Source organism: Erwinia sp. (genome assembly GCF_031978025.1).
Taxonomy (GTDB): Bacteria; Pseudomonadota; Gammaproteobacteria; order Enterobacterales; family Enterobacteriaceae; genus Erwinia.
Genome location: NZ_DALZCD010000084.1, coordinates 222 through 15,255, shown reverse-complemented (window position 1 = coordinate 15,255; position 15,034 = coordinate 222). Strand labels below are relative to the sequence as shown.

General features: G+C 56.1%; 16 protein-coding genes. 2 read left to right on the top strand and 14 right to left on the bottom strand.

Going from position 1 to position 15,034, the window contains the following annotated elements; all coding sequences use genetic code 11:
* Positions 1-1,094 (bottom strand): gamma-glutamyltransferase (ggt, locus tag RTK32_RS08950; protein WP_312043161.1); only part of this gene is annotated, 1,094 nt, incomplete at its 3' end.
* Positions 1,095-1,249: 155 nt separating this feature from the next.
* Here ggt and RTK32_RS08945 point away from each other — a divergent pair.
* Positions 1,250-1,540 (top strand): DUF2756 domain-containing protein, encoded by a 291-nt coding sequence (locus RTK32_RS08945; protein ID WP_312043159.1) that lies wholly within the window; start codon positions 1,250-1,252, stop codon positions 1,538-1,540.
* Positions 1,541-1,626: 86 nt separating this feature from the next.
* Here RTK32_RS08945 and ugpQ read toward each other — a convergent pair whose 3' ends face one another.
* The 10 genes from ugpQ to RTK32_RS08895 all read right to left on the bottom strand — a co-directional run bounded on the left by ugpQ (position 1,627) and on the right by RTK32_RS08895 (position 11,778).
* Positions 1,627-2,391: a glycerophosphodiester phosphodiesterase gene (ugpQ, locus tag RTK32_RS08940; RefSeq protein WP_312043157.1), complete on the bottom strand. Its 765-nt coding sequence runs from the start codon at positions 2,389-2,391 to the stop codon at positions 1,627-1,629.
* Positions 2,388-3,455, bottom strand: a complete 1,068-nt coding sequence (locus RTK32_RS08935; RefSeq protein ID WP_312043155.1) for a sn-glycerol-3-phosphate import ATP-binding protein UgpC — start codon at positions 3,453-3,455, stop codon at positions 2,388-2,390. The genes ugpQ and RTK32_RS08935 overlap by 4 nt, the downstream gene beginning before the upstream one ends.
* Position 3,456: 1 nt before the next feature.
* Positions 3,457-4,305, bottom strand: coding sequence for a sn-glycerol-3-phosphate ABC transporter permease UgpE (gene ugpE / locus RTK32_RS08930; protein ID WP_312043153.1), 849 nt, complete (start codon positions 4,303-4,305; stop codon positions 3,457-3,459).
* Positions 4,302-5,189 carry a sn-glycerol-3-phosphate ABC transporter permease UgpA gene (ugpA, locus tag RTK32_RS08925; protein ID WP_312043152.1) on the bottom strand — a complete coding sequence of 296 codons (888 nt, stop codon included), beginning with the start codon at positions 5,187-5,189 and terminating at the stop codon, positions 4,302-4,304. Before ugpA ends, ugpE begins: the two co-directional genes overlap by 4 nt.
* 79 nt (positions 5,190-5,268) lie before the next feature.
* Positions 5,269-6,588 (bottom strand): sn-glycerol-3-phosphate ABC transporter substrate-binding protein UgpB, encoded by a 1,320-nt coding sequence (gene ugpB, locus RTK32_RS08920; protein WP_409451077.1) that lies wholly within the window; start codon positions 6,586-6,588, stop codon positions 5,269-5,271.
* Between the two features lie 233 nt (positions 6,589-6,821).
* The gene (gene livF, locus RTK32_RS08915; protein WP_312043150.1) at positions 6,822-7,529 is read right to left on the bottom strand and encodes a high-affinity branched-chain amino acid ABC transporter ATP-binding protein LivF; all 708 of its coding nucleotides are present in this window, start codon (positions 7,527-7,529) and stop codon (positions 6,822-6,824) included.
* A 1-nt stretch (position 7,530) separates the two neighbouring features.
* Positions 7,531-8,295, bottom strand: coding sequence for a high-affinity branched-chain amino acid ABC transporter ATP-binding protein LivG (livG, locus tag RTK32_RS08910; protein ID WP_312043148.1), 765 nt, complete (start codon positions 8,293-8,295; stop codon positions 7,531-7,533).
* A complete protein-coding gene (locus RTK32_RS08905; protein ID WP_312043147.1) occupies positions 8,292-9,560 on the bottom strand; it encodes a high-affinity branched-chain amino acid ABC transporter permease LivM in 1,269 nt (422 codons plus the stop codon). Before RTK32_RS08905 ends, livG begins: the two co-directional genes overlap by 4 nt.
* Complete coding sequence (gene livH / locus RTK32_RS08900) at positions 9,557-10,483, bottom strand: high-affinity branched-chain amino acid ABC transporter permease LivH (RefSeq protein WP_312043145.1); 927 nt, start codon at positions 10,481-10,483, stop codon at positions 9,557-9,559. The genes RTK32_RS08905 and livH overlap by 4 nt, the downstream gene beginning before the upstream one ends.
* A gap of 182 nt (positions 10,484-10,665) precedes the next feature.
* A complete protein-coding gene (locus RTK32_RS08895) occupies positions 10,666-11,778 on the bottom strand; it encodes a branched-chain amino acid ABC transporter substrate-binding protein (protein ID WP_312043143.1) in 1,113 nt (370 codons plus the stop codon).
* Between the two features lie 383 nt (positions 11,779-12,161).
* Here RTK32_RS08895 and panM point away from each other — a divergent pair, with 383 nt between their 5' ends.
* The gene (gene panM / locus RTK32_RS08890; protein WP_312043141.1) at positions 12,162-12,548 is read left to right on the top strand and encodes an aspartate 1-decarboxylase autocleavage activator PanM; all 387 of its coding nucleotides are present in this window, start codon (positions 12,162-12,164) and stop codon (positions 12,546-12,548) included.
* Between the two features lie 112 nt (positions 12,549-12,660).
* On the opposite strand, the gene rpoH is transcribed toward panM, so the two are convergent.
* The 3 genes from rpoH to RTK32_RS08875 form a co-directional block, all read right to left on the bottom strand.
* Positions 12,661-13,515 carry an RNA polymerase sigma factor RpoH gene (gene rpoH, locus RTK32_RS08885; RefSeq protein WP_125289936.1) on the bottom strand — a complete coding sequence of 285 codons (855 nt, stop codon included), beginning with the start codon at positions 13,513-13,515 and terminating at the stop codon, positions 12,661-12,663.
* 261 nt (positions 13,516-13,776) lie between these two features.
* Entirely contained in the window at positions 13,777-14,763 is a 987-nt protein-coding gene (ftsX, locus tag RTK32_RS08880) for a permease-like cell division protein FtsX (RefSeq protein ID WP_312043138.1), read from the bottom strand.
* Positions 14,753-15,034: ATP-binding cassette domain-containing protein (locus RTK32_RS08875; RefSeq protein ID WP_312043136.1), on the bottom strand; the 282-nt coding region annotated here is incomplete at its 5' end. The genes RTK32_RS08875 and ftsX, both read right to left, overlap by 11 nt.

Below are 15,034 nucleotides of genomic sequence, written 5' to 3'. Positions count from 1 at the left end.
TGTGCCAGCGTTTTTGCATAGGCTTTGTTGGTCAGGGCCTGCCACGGCACCTTCACAAAGTCGGGGTCGCCAAGATATTCAGAGCGGTCGGCGTAGGCATGTTTTTCCGCCTCGGCCATTACCTGCAGGGCATCAGCACTGCCGAAGCCCATTTTTGCCAGGTCGAAGTTTTCCAGAATATTCAGGATTTCCACAATATGGATCCCACCGGAAGAAGGCGGTGGCATAGAGAAGACTTCATACCCGCGATAGGTACCACTGATGGGTTTACGCTCGACAGCTTTGTAATTAGCCAGATCCGCTTTGCCAATCAGCCCGCCGTTCGCCGCCATTTCCGCAGCGATTTCATCCGCAATTTCTCCCTTATAGAAAGCATCCGGGCCGTTAGTGGCGATCAGCCGCAGGCTGCGGGCAAGATTATGCTGCACCAGCTTTTCGCCGCGCGCGTAAGGCTGTCCGTCCGCTTTATAAAAAATCGCTTTACTGGTGGGATGCGTCACCAGGACTTCCTTGCCGTAGACTTTCAAATCATCGGCCAGCGCTTCGTTCACCACGATGCCTTTTTCCGCCAGCCCAATCGCCGGTGCGATCAGCTGCGCCAGCGGCAGAGTGCCGTACTCTTTGTTCGCCAGCGCGAAACCCGCCACGGTGCCGGGTACGCCGGAAGCCAGATGCGAAGTCAGCGACTTTTTACTGTCGGCATTGCCCTGCGCATCCAGGAACATATCGCGGCTGGCTTTAATCGGTGCCATCTCGCGAAAATCAATGGTGGTAGCGTGCCCGGAAGCGGTACGGATTAGCATAAAACCACCGCCGCCAAGGTTACCCGCCTGCGGATGCGTGACGGCCAGCGCGTAGCCTACGGCAATCGCTGCATCTACCGCGTTTCCGCCGCGTTTCAGCACGTCCACGCCTGCCTGAGTAGCCAGCGCATCTACTGAGGCAACCATACCGTGCTGCTCTTTTATTGGATGAAAGGTATCGGCGTCCACGCTGTACGAAATTGGCGGTGCGGTTGGTGCTGCCGTTGCGCCCTGCCAGAGAACCAGCCCTGCTATCAGCGATGCTGTCAGCGTTATTCTGCCCTGCCCCATATTCACCCCTTATTGATATTATTTACGTTTGTTTACCGTCTCTAACTATGCACAAAATAAGCAAAAAGGCGAGAAAACACGCAAATTCAGAGCGGCGCCCGGGCCAGAAAAGCGCCGATGACATACACTTGGAAGAAAGCTTAGGGAGGTGTTTAATGAAATGGTTACTGGTATGTACCGCACTGCTGCCATTCAGCGGTATGGCAAATACGGTCAATAATAATCAGCCCAACCAGCCGGGCTATAACCCCAGCTCGCAGCGAATGCAGCAGCAGATGCAGACGCAGCAGATCCAGCAGCAGCGGAAATTGCAGCAGGATCAGCAACAGCAAAGCCAGCAGTTACAGCAGAAAGTGCAGGAGCAGCGTAACAGCGCCTCTCAGCGCGTGTTGCAGACGCAGCCCGGCAGCACCACGCAGCCATCTGTGCAGCAGAATACGAATTAAGGCTTCGCCATAGCCGGACCACGCCGGTGAGGCGATCCGGCTTTATTGCCCATCGGAGCGCCCCGTCAGGCGCTCCAACTTTATCGCTACCCGCAGCATTGCGCCCGTAAGGCGAAATCCGCGCCTATCAAATCGATACGATCGGTGCAGAGGGCATCAACGCCCCACGCCAGCAGCTCTTTTGCCCTTTCGGGTTGATTAACCGTATAAACCAGGATGCGCAGCCCCGCCGCTTTCAGCGCCGCTACTTTTTCCGCATCCAGTACCTTGTGATTGAAGTGTACCGAGACGCAATCCAGCCGCTGCGTCAGCTGTTGCCAGTCGTCACGCCATTCATGCAGCAGCAGGCCGCGCGGCAGCTCCGGTGCGGCCTGCATAGCGGCTTCCAGCGCCTCATAAGAAAACGAAGAGAGCAGTGGCGCAGTCTGGCTATGCCAGAGATCGCGGGCGGCCAGCGCCACGACGCGTCCGGTTTCCGCCTCCAGACCGGTGGTGGGCTTGATCTCAATGTTCGCCATCATGCCGTAAGAGGCACAGCGCTGCGCCACCTGCGCCAGCAGCGGCAGCCGCTCGTCGGTAAAATCCTTGCCAAACCAGCCGCCCGCATCCAGCTGGACGAGCTTTTCCCAGGGCAGCTGTCCGGCAATACCCCAGCCGTTGCTGGTTCTGTCTAGCGTATCGTCATGCAGCAAAAAGATTTCACCGTCCAGCGATAACTTGACGTCGAACTCAATCATTTTATGCCCCAGCCTTGCGCCGGTATCGATACCGGCGAGGGTGTTTTCCGGGGCCAGTTTGCCGCCGCCGCGATGCGCGACGATGGTCGGGTAAGGCCAGGCTTTAGCAGTCATTCGAGCCGTTGTCCGTTGTGAGTATCAAAGAAGTGTAGCGAATCTGCCGGTAGCTGTAACCACAGCAGGCTGCCGACGGCAGGACGCTCAATATGCGGCAGGCGCACTACCATATTGTGGCCGCCCCAGCGACCGTGCGCCAGGTTATCCGCTCCCAGCATTTCCAGCGTATCTACCGTTAGCGCCAGCCCCTTTTGCCGATCGCCCAGCCTGATATGTTCCGGGCGGATCCCCAGCGTTAACTGGCGCCCGGCCCACTGTGGCCTGGCCTGTGGCAGCGGCACGGCGCTGTCGCCCAGCAGCAGCCGGGTACCGCTCGGGTCAATCTCACCTTCCAACAGATTCATTGCGGGCGCACCGATAAAACTGGCGACGAAGCGTGTGGCCGGCCGTTCATAAATTTCTACCGGCGTACCCAGCTGCTCCAGCACGCCTTTGTTCATCACCATCACCCGCTGTGCCAGCGTCATCGCCTCTACCTGATCGTGCGTGACGTACAGGCTCGTGGTTTGCAGACGGCGGTGCAACTGCTGTAATTCCAGCCGCATCTGTACCCGCAATCGCGCATCCAGGTTCGATAAAGGCTCATCAAACAGGAACACAGCCGGTTCACGGACGATAGCTCGCCCCATCGCCACACGCTGTCGCTGGCCACCGGAAAGTTCACGTGGCCGACGGTGCAGCAGGGCTTCCAGCTCCAGGCTTTTCGCTGTTTCCAGCACGCGCTGGCGGATATGCTCTTTCCCCATGCCGCGAATTTTCAGGCCCCAGGCCATGTTTTGCTCCACGCTCATATGAGGGTAAAGCGCATAGTTCTGAAAGACCATCGCGATACTGCGATCTTTCGGCTCCAGTTCAGTAACCCGTTCTCTGTTGATATAGATATCGCCGTTGCTTACCCGCTCCAGCCCGGCCACCATGCGCAACAGCGTGGATTTGCCGCAGCCGGACGGGCCGACCATCACCATAAACTCGCCGTCGCGAATATCGACGTCAAGCGGCTGAATGATTTGGTTTTTCCCGTCGTAGGTTTTGGTAACGGCCTGAAATTTCACTTCTGCCATGCTATTTCTCGCTCTCTACCAGCCCGCGAACGAAAGCGCGCTGCATTACTAAAACAATCACTACCGGCGGGATCATGGTCAGCAGCATCGCCGCCATCACCAGATTCCATTGCGTGGGCGTCCCGTCCCCGGTGCCAATCATGCTGCGAATACCCGCCACGGCGGTGCCTAAATTAACGTCGTTAATAATCAGCAGCGGCCAGAGATACTGATTCCAGCCGTAGATAAAGGTGATAACAAACAGGGCGGCCAGATTGGTTTTTGACAGCGGTAGCACGATGTCCCGGAAGAAGCGCATCGGCCCGGCGCCATCAATGCGTGCCGCTTCGACCAGCTCGTCAGGCAGCGTCATAAAAAACTGGCGAAACAGGAAGGTAGCCGTTGCGGAAGCCATTAACGGCAGCGTCAGCCCGCTGTAGCTGTCCAACATATGCAGTGTTGAAATCACTTCCACGGTCGGGAAAATGCGCACCTCGACCGGCAGCATCAGCGTAATAAAAATCATCCAGAAAAAGAGACCGCGCAGCGGAAAGCGGAACCAAACCAGCGCAAAAGCGGAGAGGATGGAAACCGAAATTTTTCCTACGGTGATCGCCAGCGCCATTAAGGTACTGTTGAACAGCATCCTGCCAAAAGGCGCGCTGTTCTGCCCTACACCGTGCTGCCAGATAAAGCTCACGTTGTGCCACAGCGAATGGCCGGGGATCAGCGACATGGGCACCTGGAACACTTCGCTATTGTTCAGCGTGGCGGCCACGAAAGCCACATAGAGCGGAAACAGGACGGTAAGCGCGCCCAGCCCCAGCATTATCTGACTGAAAAGCGCCAGCCCGCGTCGGTTTTCAATCATTGATAGCGCACCTTTTTCTCAACAAAGCGGAACTGAATGACGGTCAGTGCAATAACCAGCACCATCAGCACCACCGACTGGGCGGAAGAAGAAGAAAGATCCAGACCGGCAAAGCCTTCACGGTAGATTTTATAGATAAGCGTGGTGGTGGACTGCACCGGCCCGCCGCCCGTCGCGGCATCAATGACCGGGAAAGTATCAAAGAAGGCATAGACCAGATTGACCACCACCAGAAAGAAACCCACCGGGGTAATCAGCGGCAGCGAGAGATGGAAAAAGCGCCGTACCGGCCCGGCCCCGTCAATGGCGGCCGCTTCGATCAACGATTTGGGAATCGACTGCAGCGCCGCAAAAAAGAACAGGAAGTTATAACTCACCTGTTGCCAGACGGAAGCCAGCACCACCAGCGTCATCGCCTGAGCGCTGTTTTGCGCGTGATTCCAGCTATACCCCATCTGCGACAGAAAATGGGTAATTAATCCCTGCCCGGGACTGAACAGGAACATCCACAGCACCGCCGCTACCGCCGGGGCTACGGCGTAAGGCAGCAGAAACAGCGTCTGATAAAAACGCTTCAGGCGCAGCACGTGATCGGTCAGGGCGGCGAAAAACAGCGAAACAATCAGGCCGATGACCGTGACCAGGCCACTAAAAATCAGCGTGGTCTCAAAGGAGTCCAGGTAGTACTCATCATCCAGCAGCCTGGTGAAATTTTCCATGCCGACAAAAGTGCTGGAAAGGCCGAAAGGATCGACCCGCTGCACGGAATACCATAAGGCTTCGCCAGCCGGCCACAGGAAAAAAATTAACGTAATTAAAAGCTGCGGCAGCATTAACAGGTAAGGCAGCCAGCGCGAGCGAAAAACAGGGCGTGAAGAGGACATAGCGGAACTCGGTAACGGCGCAGCGCGAAGGTTTTATGACGCGCTGCCGTGCGGCGGTCGGGCACGGCAGCGCTACGGATTATGGCTTAACGGTTTGCTCAAAACGTCTTAGCAGAAGGTTTCCGCGCTTAACCGCATTATCCAGCGCGGCCTGCGGCGTTTTTTTGCCGGTCCAGACGCCTTCCAGCTCTTCGTCCACAATAGTGCGAATTTGCGGCATATTGCCCAGACGCATTCCTTTGGTAAACGGCAACGGCGGCTTGTTCAGCATCTGGCGCGTGGCAATATCCGCGCCCGGGTTTTTCTCATAGAAGCCTTGCTTGCGGGTCAGCTCGTAGGCCGCCGTGGTAATCGGTAAATAACCGGTTTTCTGATGCCATTCGGCGGCAATTTCCGGCTGCGCCAGGAACTGCATAAACGCCGCCACGCCTTTATAGGTCGCTGCATCTTTCCCTTTCATTACCCACAGGCTGGCTCCGCCGATAATGGCGTTTTGCGGCGCGTTCGGCACCGTCTCGTCATATGGCATCATGCCAACACCATAGTTAAATTTGGCATAGTGACGGATATCGGCCAGCGAGCCGGAAGAGGCAGTGGTGATGCCGCAGTCGCCGTTATAGAACTTGGCGGTGGACTCGTCTTTACGACCAAAATAGGTGAAGTCACCTTTTTTGTTCATCTCTTCAAGCTGCTGAATATGGCGTACCTGGGTCGGCTTGTTAAATTCGAGCACCGCATCGGTGCCGTCAAAACCGTTGTTTTTCGTGGCGACCGGCAGGCCATGCCAGGCGCTGAAGTTCTCAATCTGGATCCAGCCCTGCCAGCCGCTGGCGTAGCCACAGCTCATCCCTGCCTTACGCAGGGCTTCGGCATCCTTAGCCAGCGCCTGCCAGGTTTTTGGCGGCTGCTCCGGGTCCAGTCCCGCTTTTTTGAAGGCGTCTTTATTGTAATAAAGTACCGGCGTGGAGCTGTTGAAAGGCTGAGAAATGAGATGGCCGGTTTTGGCATCGCTGTAATAGCCTGCCACCGTCGGCACAAACTGCTTTTCATCAAAGGCAATACCGGCATTTTTAAAGACGTCAGATACCGGCACAATGGCCTGTGAAGCCATCATAGTGGCCGTGCCGACTTCATAAACCTGAAGAAGGGCGGGCGCTCTGCCAGCACGCACCGCGGCGATACCCGCCGCCAGGCTTTGCTCGTAATTGCCTTTATAGGTCGGGACGATTTTGTAATCAGGATGCGATTCGTTAAAACGTTGCGCCAGCGAATTAACCTCTACGCCCAGCTCGCCCTCCATTGAGTGCCAGAAAGGGATTTCGGTGGCGGCCAACGCCCGGCCGCTGAAGGCCAGCCCCAGTGCAATGCAAAGTGTGGTCTGTCGGGAGAACAATGGCATATCGGTTTCCTGTACCCGGTGTGATTACGCGCAAAGCCGCGCCATATAACGCTTTGGCAGGTAAAATGACATGCAAAAATGACGGAAAGATAACAGTCACATGACAGCCAGATGACGCACGGGTGACAGAAGGGGAATGAGCGAAGGGCATTTGAATAATACGGAAAGAAAGACGCTGCTCAGGTTAAAAAGCACAACAAAAGAAAAGGGGCCGGTAAACCGGCCCCGCAACGTTAACCGCCCAGATAAGCGCTGCGCACCGCTTCATTAGCCAGTAGCGCCGCACCGCTGTCTTCCAGCACCACGTGACCGTTCTCCAGCACGTAGCCGCGATCGGCCAGCTTTAGCGCCTGGTTGGCGTTTTGCTCTACCAGGAAGATGGTCATTCCCTCCTGACGCAGCTGCTCGATAGTGTCGAAGATCTGCTGAATAATGATAGGCGCCAGACCCAGCGACGGCTCATCAAGCAGCAGCAGGCGCGGCTGACTCATCAATGCACGGCCAATCGCCAGCATCTGTTGCTCGCCGCCTGACATCGTGCCTGCACGCTGTACGCGTCGTTCATAAAGCCGGGGGAAAAGCTCATAAACACGCCTGATGCGGCCCTGATACTGCTGGCGGTCAGCAAAAAAACCGCCCATTGCCAGGTTTTCATCTACCGTCATGCGGGCAAAAACCCGTCGCCCTTCCGGCACGATGGCAATGGCCTCACGCATAATACGCGCCGTTTGCCAGTCGGTAATCTCCTTGCCGTCAAAAACTACCCGTCCCTGAGTGGCGCGCGGCTCACCGCAAAGCGTTCCCAGAATCGTGGTTTTTCCCGCGCCGTTAGCCCCAATCAGCGTGACGATCTCACCCTGATTAATATGCAGGCTGACGCCGTGCAGCGCCTGAATTTTACCGTAGTGCGCGCTGACATTTTCCAGAGAAAGCATGGCCATTTTAGGCTTCTCCCAAATAGGCGCGAATCACGTCAGGGTTGTTACGGATCTCATCCGGCGTGCCGTTTGCCAGCGGCGTGCCCTGATTGACCACGTAAATGCGGTCGGAAATGCCCATTACCAGTTTCATATCGTGTTCAATCAACAGTACCGACACCTTATGTTCGTTTCGCAGCTCGGCGATCAGCTCGTCCAGCTCCAGCGTTTCTTTCGGGTTCAGGCCTGCCGCCGGCTCATCCAACATCAGGATTTCCGGACGCGTGACCATACAGCGGGCGATTTCCAGACGGCGCTGTTGGCCATAGGCCAGATTGCCCGCCTGACGGTTAGCCAGCGTCAGCAGGCCCACACGGTCCAGCCAGCTGGCCGCTCTGTCCAGCGCTTCGCTTTCCGCTTTACGAAAACCCGGCGTTTTCAGCAGCCCGGCAAATACGCCGCTTTTTAAATGCTGATGCTGCGCTACCAGAAGATTTTCGATCACCGTCATTTCACGGAAAAGGCGGACGTGCTGGAAAGTACGCACGATACCCATCCGTGCGATCTCCTGCCCTGCCAGGCCCGCCAGCTGACGCTCGCCCAGTTTGATGCTGCCGCCCGACGGACGGTAAAACCCGGTCAGGCAGTTGAAGACCGTGGTTTTTCCCGCACCGTTAGGGCCAATCAGCGAGACGATTTCCTGCTCTCTGAGTTCCAGATCAACATTGTTGACCGCGAGCAGGCCGCCAAAGCGCATCATCAGGCCGTTGACGGCTAATAAAGGCTTCATGGCTGCTCTCCTTTTTCCACGCTTTTTAACGTCAGATGCGGGCGCTGCATCGGCAGCAGGCCTTGCGGTCGCCAGATCATCATCAGCACCATCAGGCCGCCCAGCACTAACATGCTGTATTCGTTCAGATCACGCATCAGCTCGCGCGAGACCACCAGCAGTACGGCGGCAAGGATCACGGCAAACTGCGATCCCATCCCGCCTAATACCACAATAGCGAGCACAAAGGCCGACTCGGCGAAAGTAAAGGATTCGGGGCTGACGAAACCCTGTCGCGCCGCGAACAGGCTACCGGCAAAACCGGCGAAGGCCGCACTGATGGTAAACGCGGTCAGCTTGATACGCGTCGGGCTGAGGCCCAGCGAGCGGCAGGCGATTTCATCTTCACGCAGCGCTTCCCAGGCTCGACCCAGCGGCATTCTCAGCAGTCGGTTGATCACAAACAGCGTCAGCACCACCAGCAGCAGCGCAACCATGTAGAGAAAGATAACGCGATCGCTGGGATCGTATTTCAGGTTAAAGAAGTGGTGAAAGGTATCCCAGCCACCGTCGCGCACGCTACGGTTAAACTCCAGGCCGAAAAATGACGGTTTCGGGATCTGGCTGATACCGTTTGGCCCGCCGGTGATGTCCGTGTTGTTCAGCAGCAGGATACGCACTATTTCGCCGAACCCCAGCGTAACGATAGCCAGATAGTCACCCCGTAACCGTAGCACCGGAAAGCCCAGCAGCAGCCCGAACAGCGCGGCTACCATGCCCGCCAGCGGCAGGCACTCCCAGAAGCCCAGACCGAAATAGTGATTAAGCAGTGCGAAGGTATAAGCGCCAATAGCGTAAAAGCCGCCGTAGCCTAACACCAGCAGCCCGGAAAGCCCGACCACGACGTTCAGGCCAAGGCCCAGCATCACGTAGATCAGGGTCAGCGTGGCGATATCGACCGTCCCGCGAGAAACCATAAAAGGCCAGGCCACAGCCGCGACGACCAGCAGCAGCAAAAAGAGCTTCTGCCTGGGCGTTGACCCGTCGATGCCTGGCAGCACCAGCGACGGGGCGGAAATTTTTTTCAGCCCGCGCTGAAAGACCGGCCTTAGCAGCTGGAAGAAAAAGACCACGGCGCAACCAAGCGCGATCCAGTTCCAGCGCACGCTGCCGGCATTGTTGACAACCAGATGCGTGCCGTCCAGGCTAAGGCGCATCCCCATAAAGAAAGCGGCCAGAACCAGCAGCATCAGCGAGGAAACGAAGGCGTTAAGCAGGTTTTTCATACTTTTTCCACCTCCGGACGGCCAAGGATCCCTGTTGGCATGACCAGCAGCACCACGATCAGCAGCGCAAAAGAGACCACGTCTTTATACTCGGTGCTCAGGTAGGCAGAAGTCAGCGCTTCGGCAATGCCCAGGATCAGGCCCCCCAGCATCGCGCCCGGAATACTGCCGATGCCGCCCAGCACGGCCGCCGTGAACGCTTTCATACCAGCCATAAAACCAATGTAAGGATTGATGACGCCGTAAAACTGGCCCAGTAAGACTCCTGCTACCGCCGCCATGGCCGCGCCGATCACAAACGTTAGCGAGATCACTCGGTCCGTGTTGATACCCAGCAGGCTGGCCATCTTCAGATCTTCGGCACAGGCACGACAGGCGCGACCCATCCGCGAGTAACGGATAAATAAAGTCAGGGCCAACATGGCAACAAACGTGACTCCCCAGATGACGACCTGCATGGTGGAGATGGTGGCGGCAAAACCATTGCTGACGCCTAACGTCCACTGTCCGCTAACCAGGCCCGGCAGGGCCAGATCGCGAGAACCCTGAGTCAGGCTGACATAGTTTTGCAGAAAAATAGACATACCAATGGCGGAAATCAGCGCGATCAGTCGTTTGGAGGAGCGTACGGGTTTGTAGGCCACGCGTTCAATGCTCCAGCCATAGGCGCTGGCAATGACGATGGCCACCAGAAAACCGGCCCCTATCAGCAGCCAGCTGGCATCAATGCCCATCATCATTAGCGCAGCGATCACGATAAAAGAGACGTAGCTACCGATCATATACACCTCGCCGTGCGCGAAGTTGATCATGCCAATGATGCCGTACACCATGGTGTAGCCGATGGCGATCAGCGCATAGGTGCTGCCCAACGTGACGCCGTTGAACATTTGCTGCAGGAAATAGAGAAACTGCTCGGACATAAAGAATACCTTACTGCTATCCGCCCAGGCGGAAAGAGAAATGCCTTAACAACACGGGCAGGAAGCGGCCCGTTATCGGGGCCGCCAGCTCGCCCCGATAATTCCATTCCTTCAGACTCTGCAAGCAATGATGCGGGCAGCCCGTGAAGCGTTGCGCGGGCGTCAATCAATGACGCTCGCTATTATTTGACTGCGGTAGAAGAGCCGTCGGCGTGCCAGGTGAAGATACCGAACTCAAAGCCTTTCAGATCGCCTTTGGCGTCCCAGCTCAGATCGCCCATCACCGTTGGCACCGGCGCGCCCTCTTTCAGGTTCTTAGCAATTTCTGCCGGTTCGGCGCTTTTACTGCGTTCCATGCCGGTGGTTAAAGCCTGCAGCGCGGCGTAGGTTGTCCAGACGAACGGGCCGGTTGAATCAAGCTTTTTCGCTTTCAGCGCGTCAACTATCGGTTTGTTGGCCGGCACCTGGTCGTAGCGTTTTGGCAGCGTAACCAGCATGCCTTCGGAAGCGGCACCAGCGATATTAGAGAGCGAAGCATTGCCCACCCCTTCCGGCCCCATAAAGCAGGTTTGCAGGCCGGCCGCGCGTGACTGGCGCAGGATCTGGCCCATTTCCGGGTAGTAGCCACCAAAATAGACAAAATCGACATTCTCTTTTTTCAGGCGCGCCACCAGCGTGGAGAAGTCTTTATCCCCTGCGGTCACGCCTTCAAACATCACCACGTTGCCGCCCGCCTTTTTCAGGCTCGCCTGCACGGAGCGCGCCAGTCCTTCACCATATTGCTGCTTATCGTGAATAACGGCGATACGCTGCGGTTTGACCTGGTCAAGAATATATTTCGCGGCGGTTGGGCCTTGATCGGAATCCAGGCCAGTAGTACGCATAATCATTTTATAGCCGCGGGTGGTCAGGTCGGCGTTGGTGGCCGCCGGGGTAATCATCAGCACGCCCTCATCCTCATAGATATCTGACGCGGGCTGGGTAGAAGAAGAGCAAAGGTGGCCGATAACGTAGTGAATACCGTCGTTAATCACTTTGTTAGCGACCGCGACCGCCTGTTTTGGATCGCAGGCGTCGTCATACTGTACGCCGACCAGCTTATTACCGTTCACGCCACCTTTGGCATTGATATCAGCAATGGCCTGTTTCGCGCCGGTGAATTCCATATCGCCATACTGCGCAACCGGGCCAGACATAGCGCCAACAATGGCCACTTTAATATCTTCTGGGGTGGCAGCGTGACTGAACGCCAGTGCCATACAGCCTGCTAAAAACGCGCTACCTTTCATTTTCATCCTGACTACCCCATCTTGTGTTTGCTGTTTTTTATCCTGTTCCCGTCGACAAACACCATAAGAAGAAAGGGTTAGCGCGGGATACAGAGGTTTTTATTAATAAGGCTATAAATTTCAGGTTATTAAACAGGAGTTTTCTTCTGTAAATCAACTGACATCATGGGCTATCACCGCCAGCTTTAGCATAAATGACGGGTACAAACGCGGGACTTTTCGCCACCCAGCCAGCGGGTTATTCTGCATTCAACGCACTAACTCAGCGTTTCTCTTTAACTTTAAACGCCACCCTGACAGATTGCTTTGTTTTTATACAAAAAAAGTTACGCGCCCCTTTGCCTCTGTTTTCGCTACAATCTGCCTCTCACGTCGGCACGGTAACCGTTATGAAACTGACCATTCTCAGACTGCAATGCTTAAGCACTCAGGATCTTTTGGATCTGCGTAAAATCTGGCCGGACAGCGATCCGACCGAACTGGAAACCCGACTGGACGAGCAGCATCGGCTTTATGCGGCAAAATTTAATGACCGGCTGCTGGCGGCGGTAAACGTTACGCTGAAGGAAACCCGGGGCGAGCTGGCGGATTTTATGGTGCGGGAAGTCACCAGAAGGCGTGGCGTGGGCAGCTACCTGCTGGAAGAAGTGCTGGCGCAAAACGCTGCCGTAACGTGCTGGTGGATGGCGAATAACGGTAACGAAGCGCTTTCTGCCTTTATGCCTGAGCAAGGGTTTATCGCGCTGGGGGATGGCTGGGTCTGGCAGCGCCCCTGACAGGTCTGACACAAGGTACAGCTTTGGGCTTTGGCAGGGAGACTGCCACCCGCAGGCAAAGAGCGTAAACAAAAAAGGCGACCCGGAGGTCGCCTTTTTTTACCGCTACGAATTACGCTTCAATCGCGACGCGCAGTTTTTTCATTGCATTCTTTTCGAGCTGACGCACACGCTCGGCAGAAACGCCATATTTATCGGCCAGCTCCTGCAGCGTGGTTTTGTTGTCATCGTCCAGCCAGCGGGCACGGATGATATCCTGGCTGCGTTCGTCCAGACCCTGCATAGCATCACTCAGCTTATCTGCGGCATGGTTATCCCAGTTGTCTTCTTCAATGCCGTCGGCAAAGTCGGAAGATTTATCCTGCAGATAGAGCATCGGCGCCATTGAACGGCCTTCGCCTTCGTCTTCCGGCGTCGGATCAAAGGTCATATCCTGCGCCGCCATACGCGATTCCATTTCAAGCACGTCTTTGCTGGTGACACCCAGTTCACGCGCGACCATTTCCACTTCATCCTGGTTGAACCAGCCCAAACGCTGTTTGGCTTTACGCAGGTTGAAGAACAGCTTGCGCTGCGCTTTGGTGGTGGCCACTTTAACGATGCGCCAGTTACGCAGCACGTATTCGTGGATTTCAGCCTTGATCCAGTGCACCGCAAACGACACCAGCCGCACGCCCACTTCCGGGTTGAAGCGGCGTACCGCTTTCATCAGGCCGATGTTGCCTTCCTGGATAAGATCCGCCTGCGGCAGCCCATAGCCGGAATAGTTACGAGCGACATGAACAACAAAGCGCAGGTGAGACAGGATCAGCTTCTTGGCTGCTTCCAGATCGCCCTGGTAATGCAGCCGTTCAGCCAGCGCTTTTTCCTCTTCTGCCGTCAGCACAGGCCAGGCATTAGCCGCCCGGATGTAAGAATCCAGGTTGCCTAAAGGAGCAATAGCTAAAGTTTGCATTTCTTTGGTCATTCAAACCCTCTCTGTATTAAGCAATATTGCCGCACTTTCCCTGAGCGGTTCACAAGACTACGTGAACGATAGCGAGAAAGGAGAGCAATCTGTGCTACTTCGACTACAAAGTTATCCACAAGTTCACTGTCAGCTGTGCGTAATATACACACATTTCTCGGGAAGGGGAGCAGGCCGGAAAAAATTTTACGAGGAGGACTTCCTCTGCGGCACGATGCTCATGCAACAGAGGAATAGTATATCAAAAAAAATGAGAAGAGGTTACTGCGGCGTAAATCGACGTAAATGTTGTACTGTCGCCAGCCAGGCGGCAACCCAACCGATCATGGCCGAAATCAGCAGCAGCAGCAGGCTTTCATCCCAGGCCAACCCGTGCAGGCTGAAGGTGGTCCCAAACACGGCGGCAACCTGGGTAACGACCGACTCCAGGCGGAAGACCAGCACTTCGGAGAGGGCTAACGACAACAGCGCGCCAAAAAAGCCCAACAGCGCGCCCCCGTACAAAAACGGTCGCAGGATAAAGCCGTCGGTCGCGCCAATAAGCTTTTGCACGTTAATTGTATCGCGACGGGCAAAAATGCTGAGCCGTACGCTGTTGCCTATGACAAGGAAAACCGCGACGATCATCAGGATGCCGATCATAGTTGCCACCTGACCCACCAGCCCAGCCAGTGCCGCCAGCCGGGCAAACCAGCTGTCATCCATTTTGACCTCATCCACGCCCTGCACTTTCGCTACTCGATCGCGCAGGTTGTTCATGGTGTCCGAGTTTTGAAAATTAATTTGCGGCGTAATGATAACCACGGCCGGTAGCGGATTCTGTTCCAGCATATCCATCGCGCCGCCAAAGCCCGACCAGTTGCGGAATTCGCCCATCGCTTCTTCACGCGACAGGTAGTTAACCTTCTCTACGCCGTCTTCTTTTTTCAGCTGTGCCACCACGTTTTCCGCCGCGTCGTCGTCCAGCGTCTTGCTCAGATAAACCGTCAGCTGCGGAGCCGGATACCACTGTTGCGCCGCGCTGCTAACGTTTTTCCAGACCATAAAGCACACGCTTGGCAGCGTCAGAGAGATGGCAATCACCATCACCGTCAGCAGCGTTGCCAGCGGCTGACGCCACATGTCGGACAGCGTGCCGCGCAGCGCATAACGCCACTGTTCCTGCCAGCCGCCCTTCAGCGCTTTGCTTTTGGAAGGCTGCTTTGCGGCTTTTGGCGCGGCCGGGCGCGGGTTACGCTTATTCGCCATAGTTGCCTCCGTGCAAACGACCCTGATCCAGCGTCATCAGACGATAGTTGCGGCGGGCGATCAGCGCCCGGTCGTGAGTAGCCATCAGCACGGTGACACCCACGCGGTTAAATTCTTCAAACAAACGCAGAATATCCTCGGACAGCGCGTCATCCAGGTTACCGGTAGGCTCATCTGCCAGCAGCACGGCGGGCTTGTTAACCACCGCGCGGGCAATACCGACACGCTGCTGCTCACCGCCGGACAGCTGAATAGGATAACTTTTCGCTTT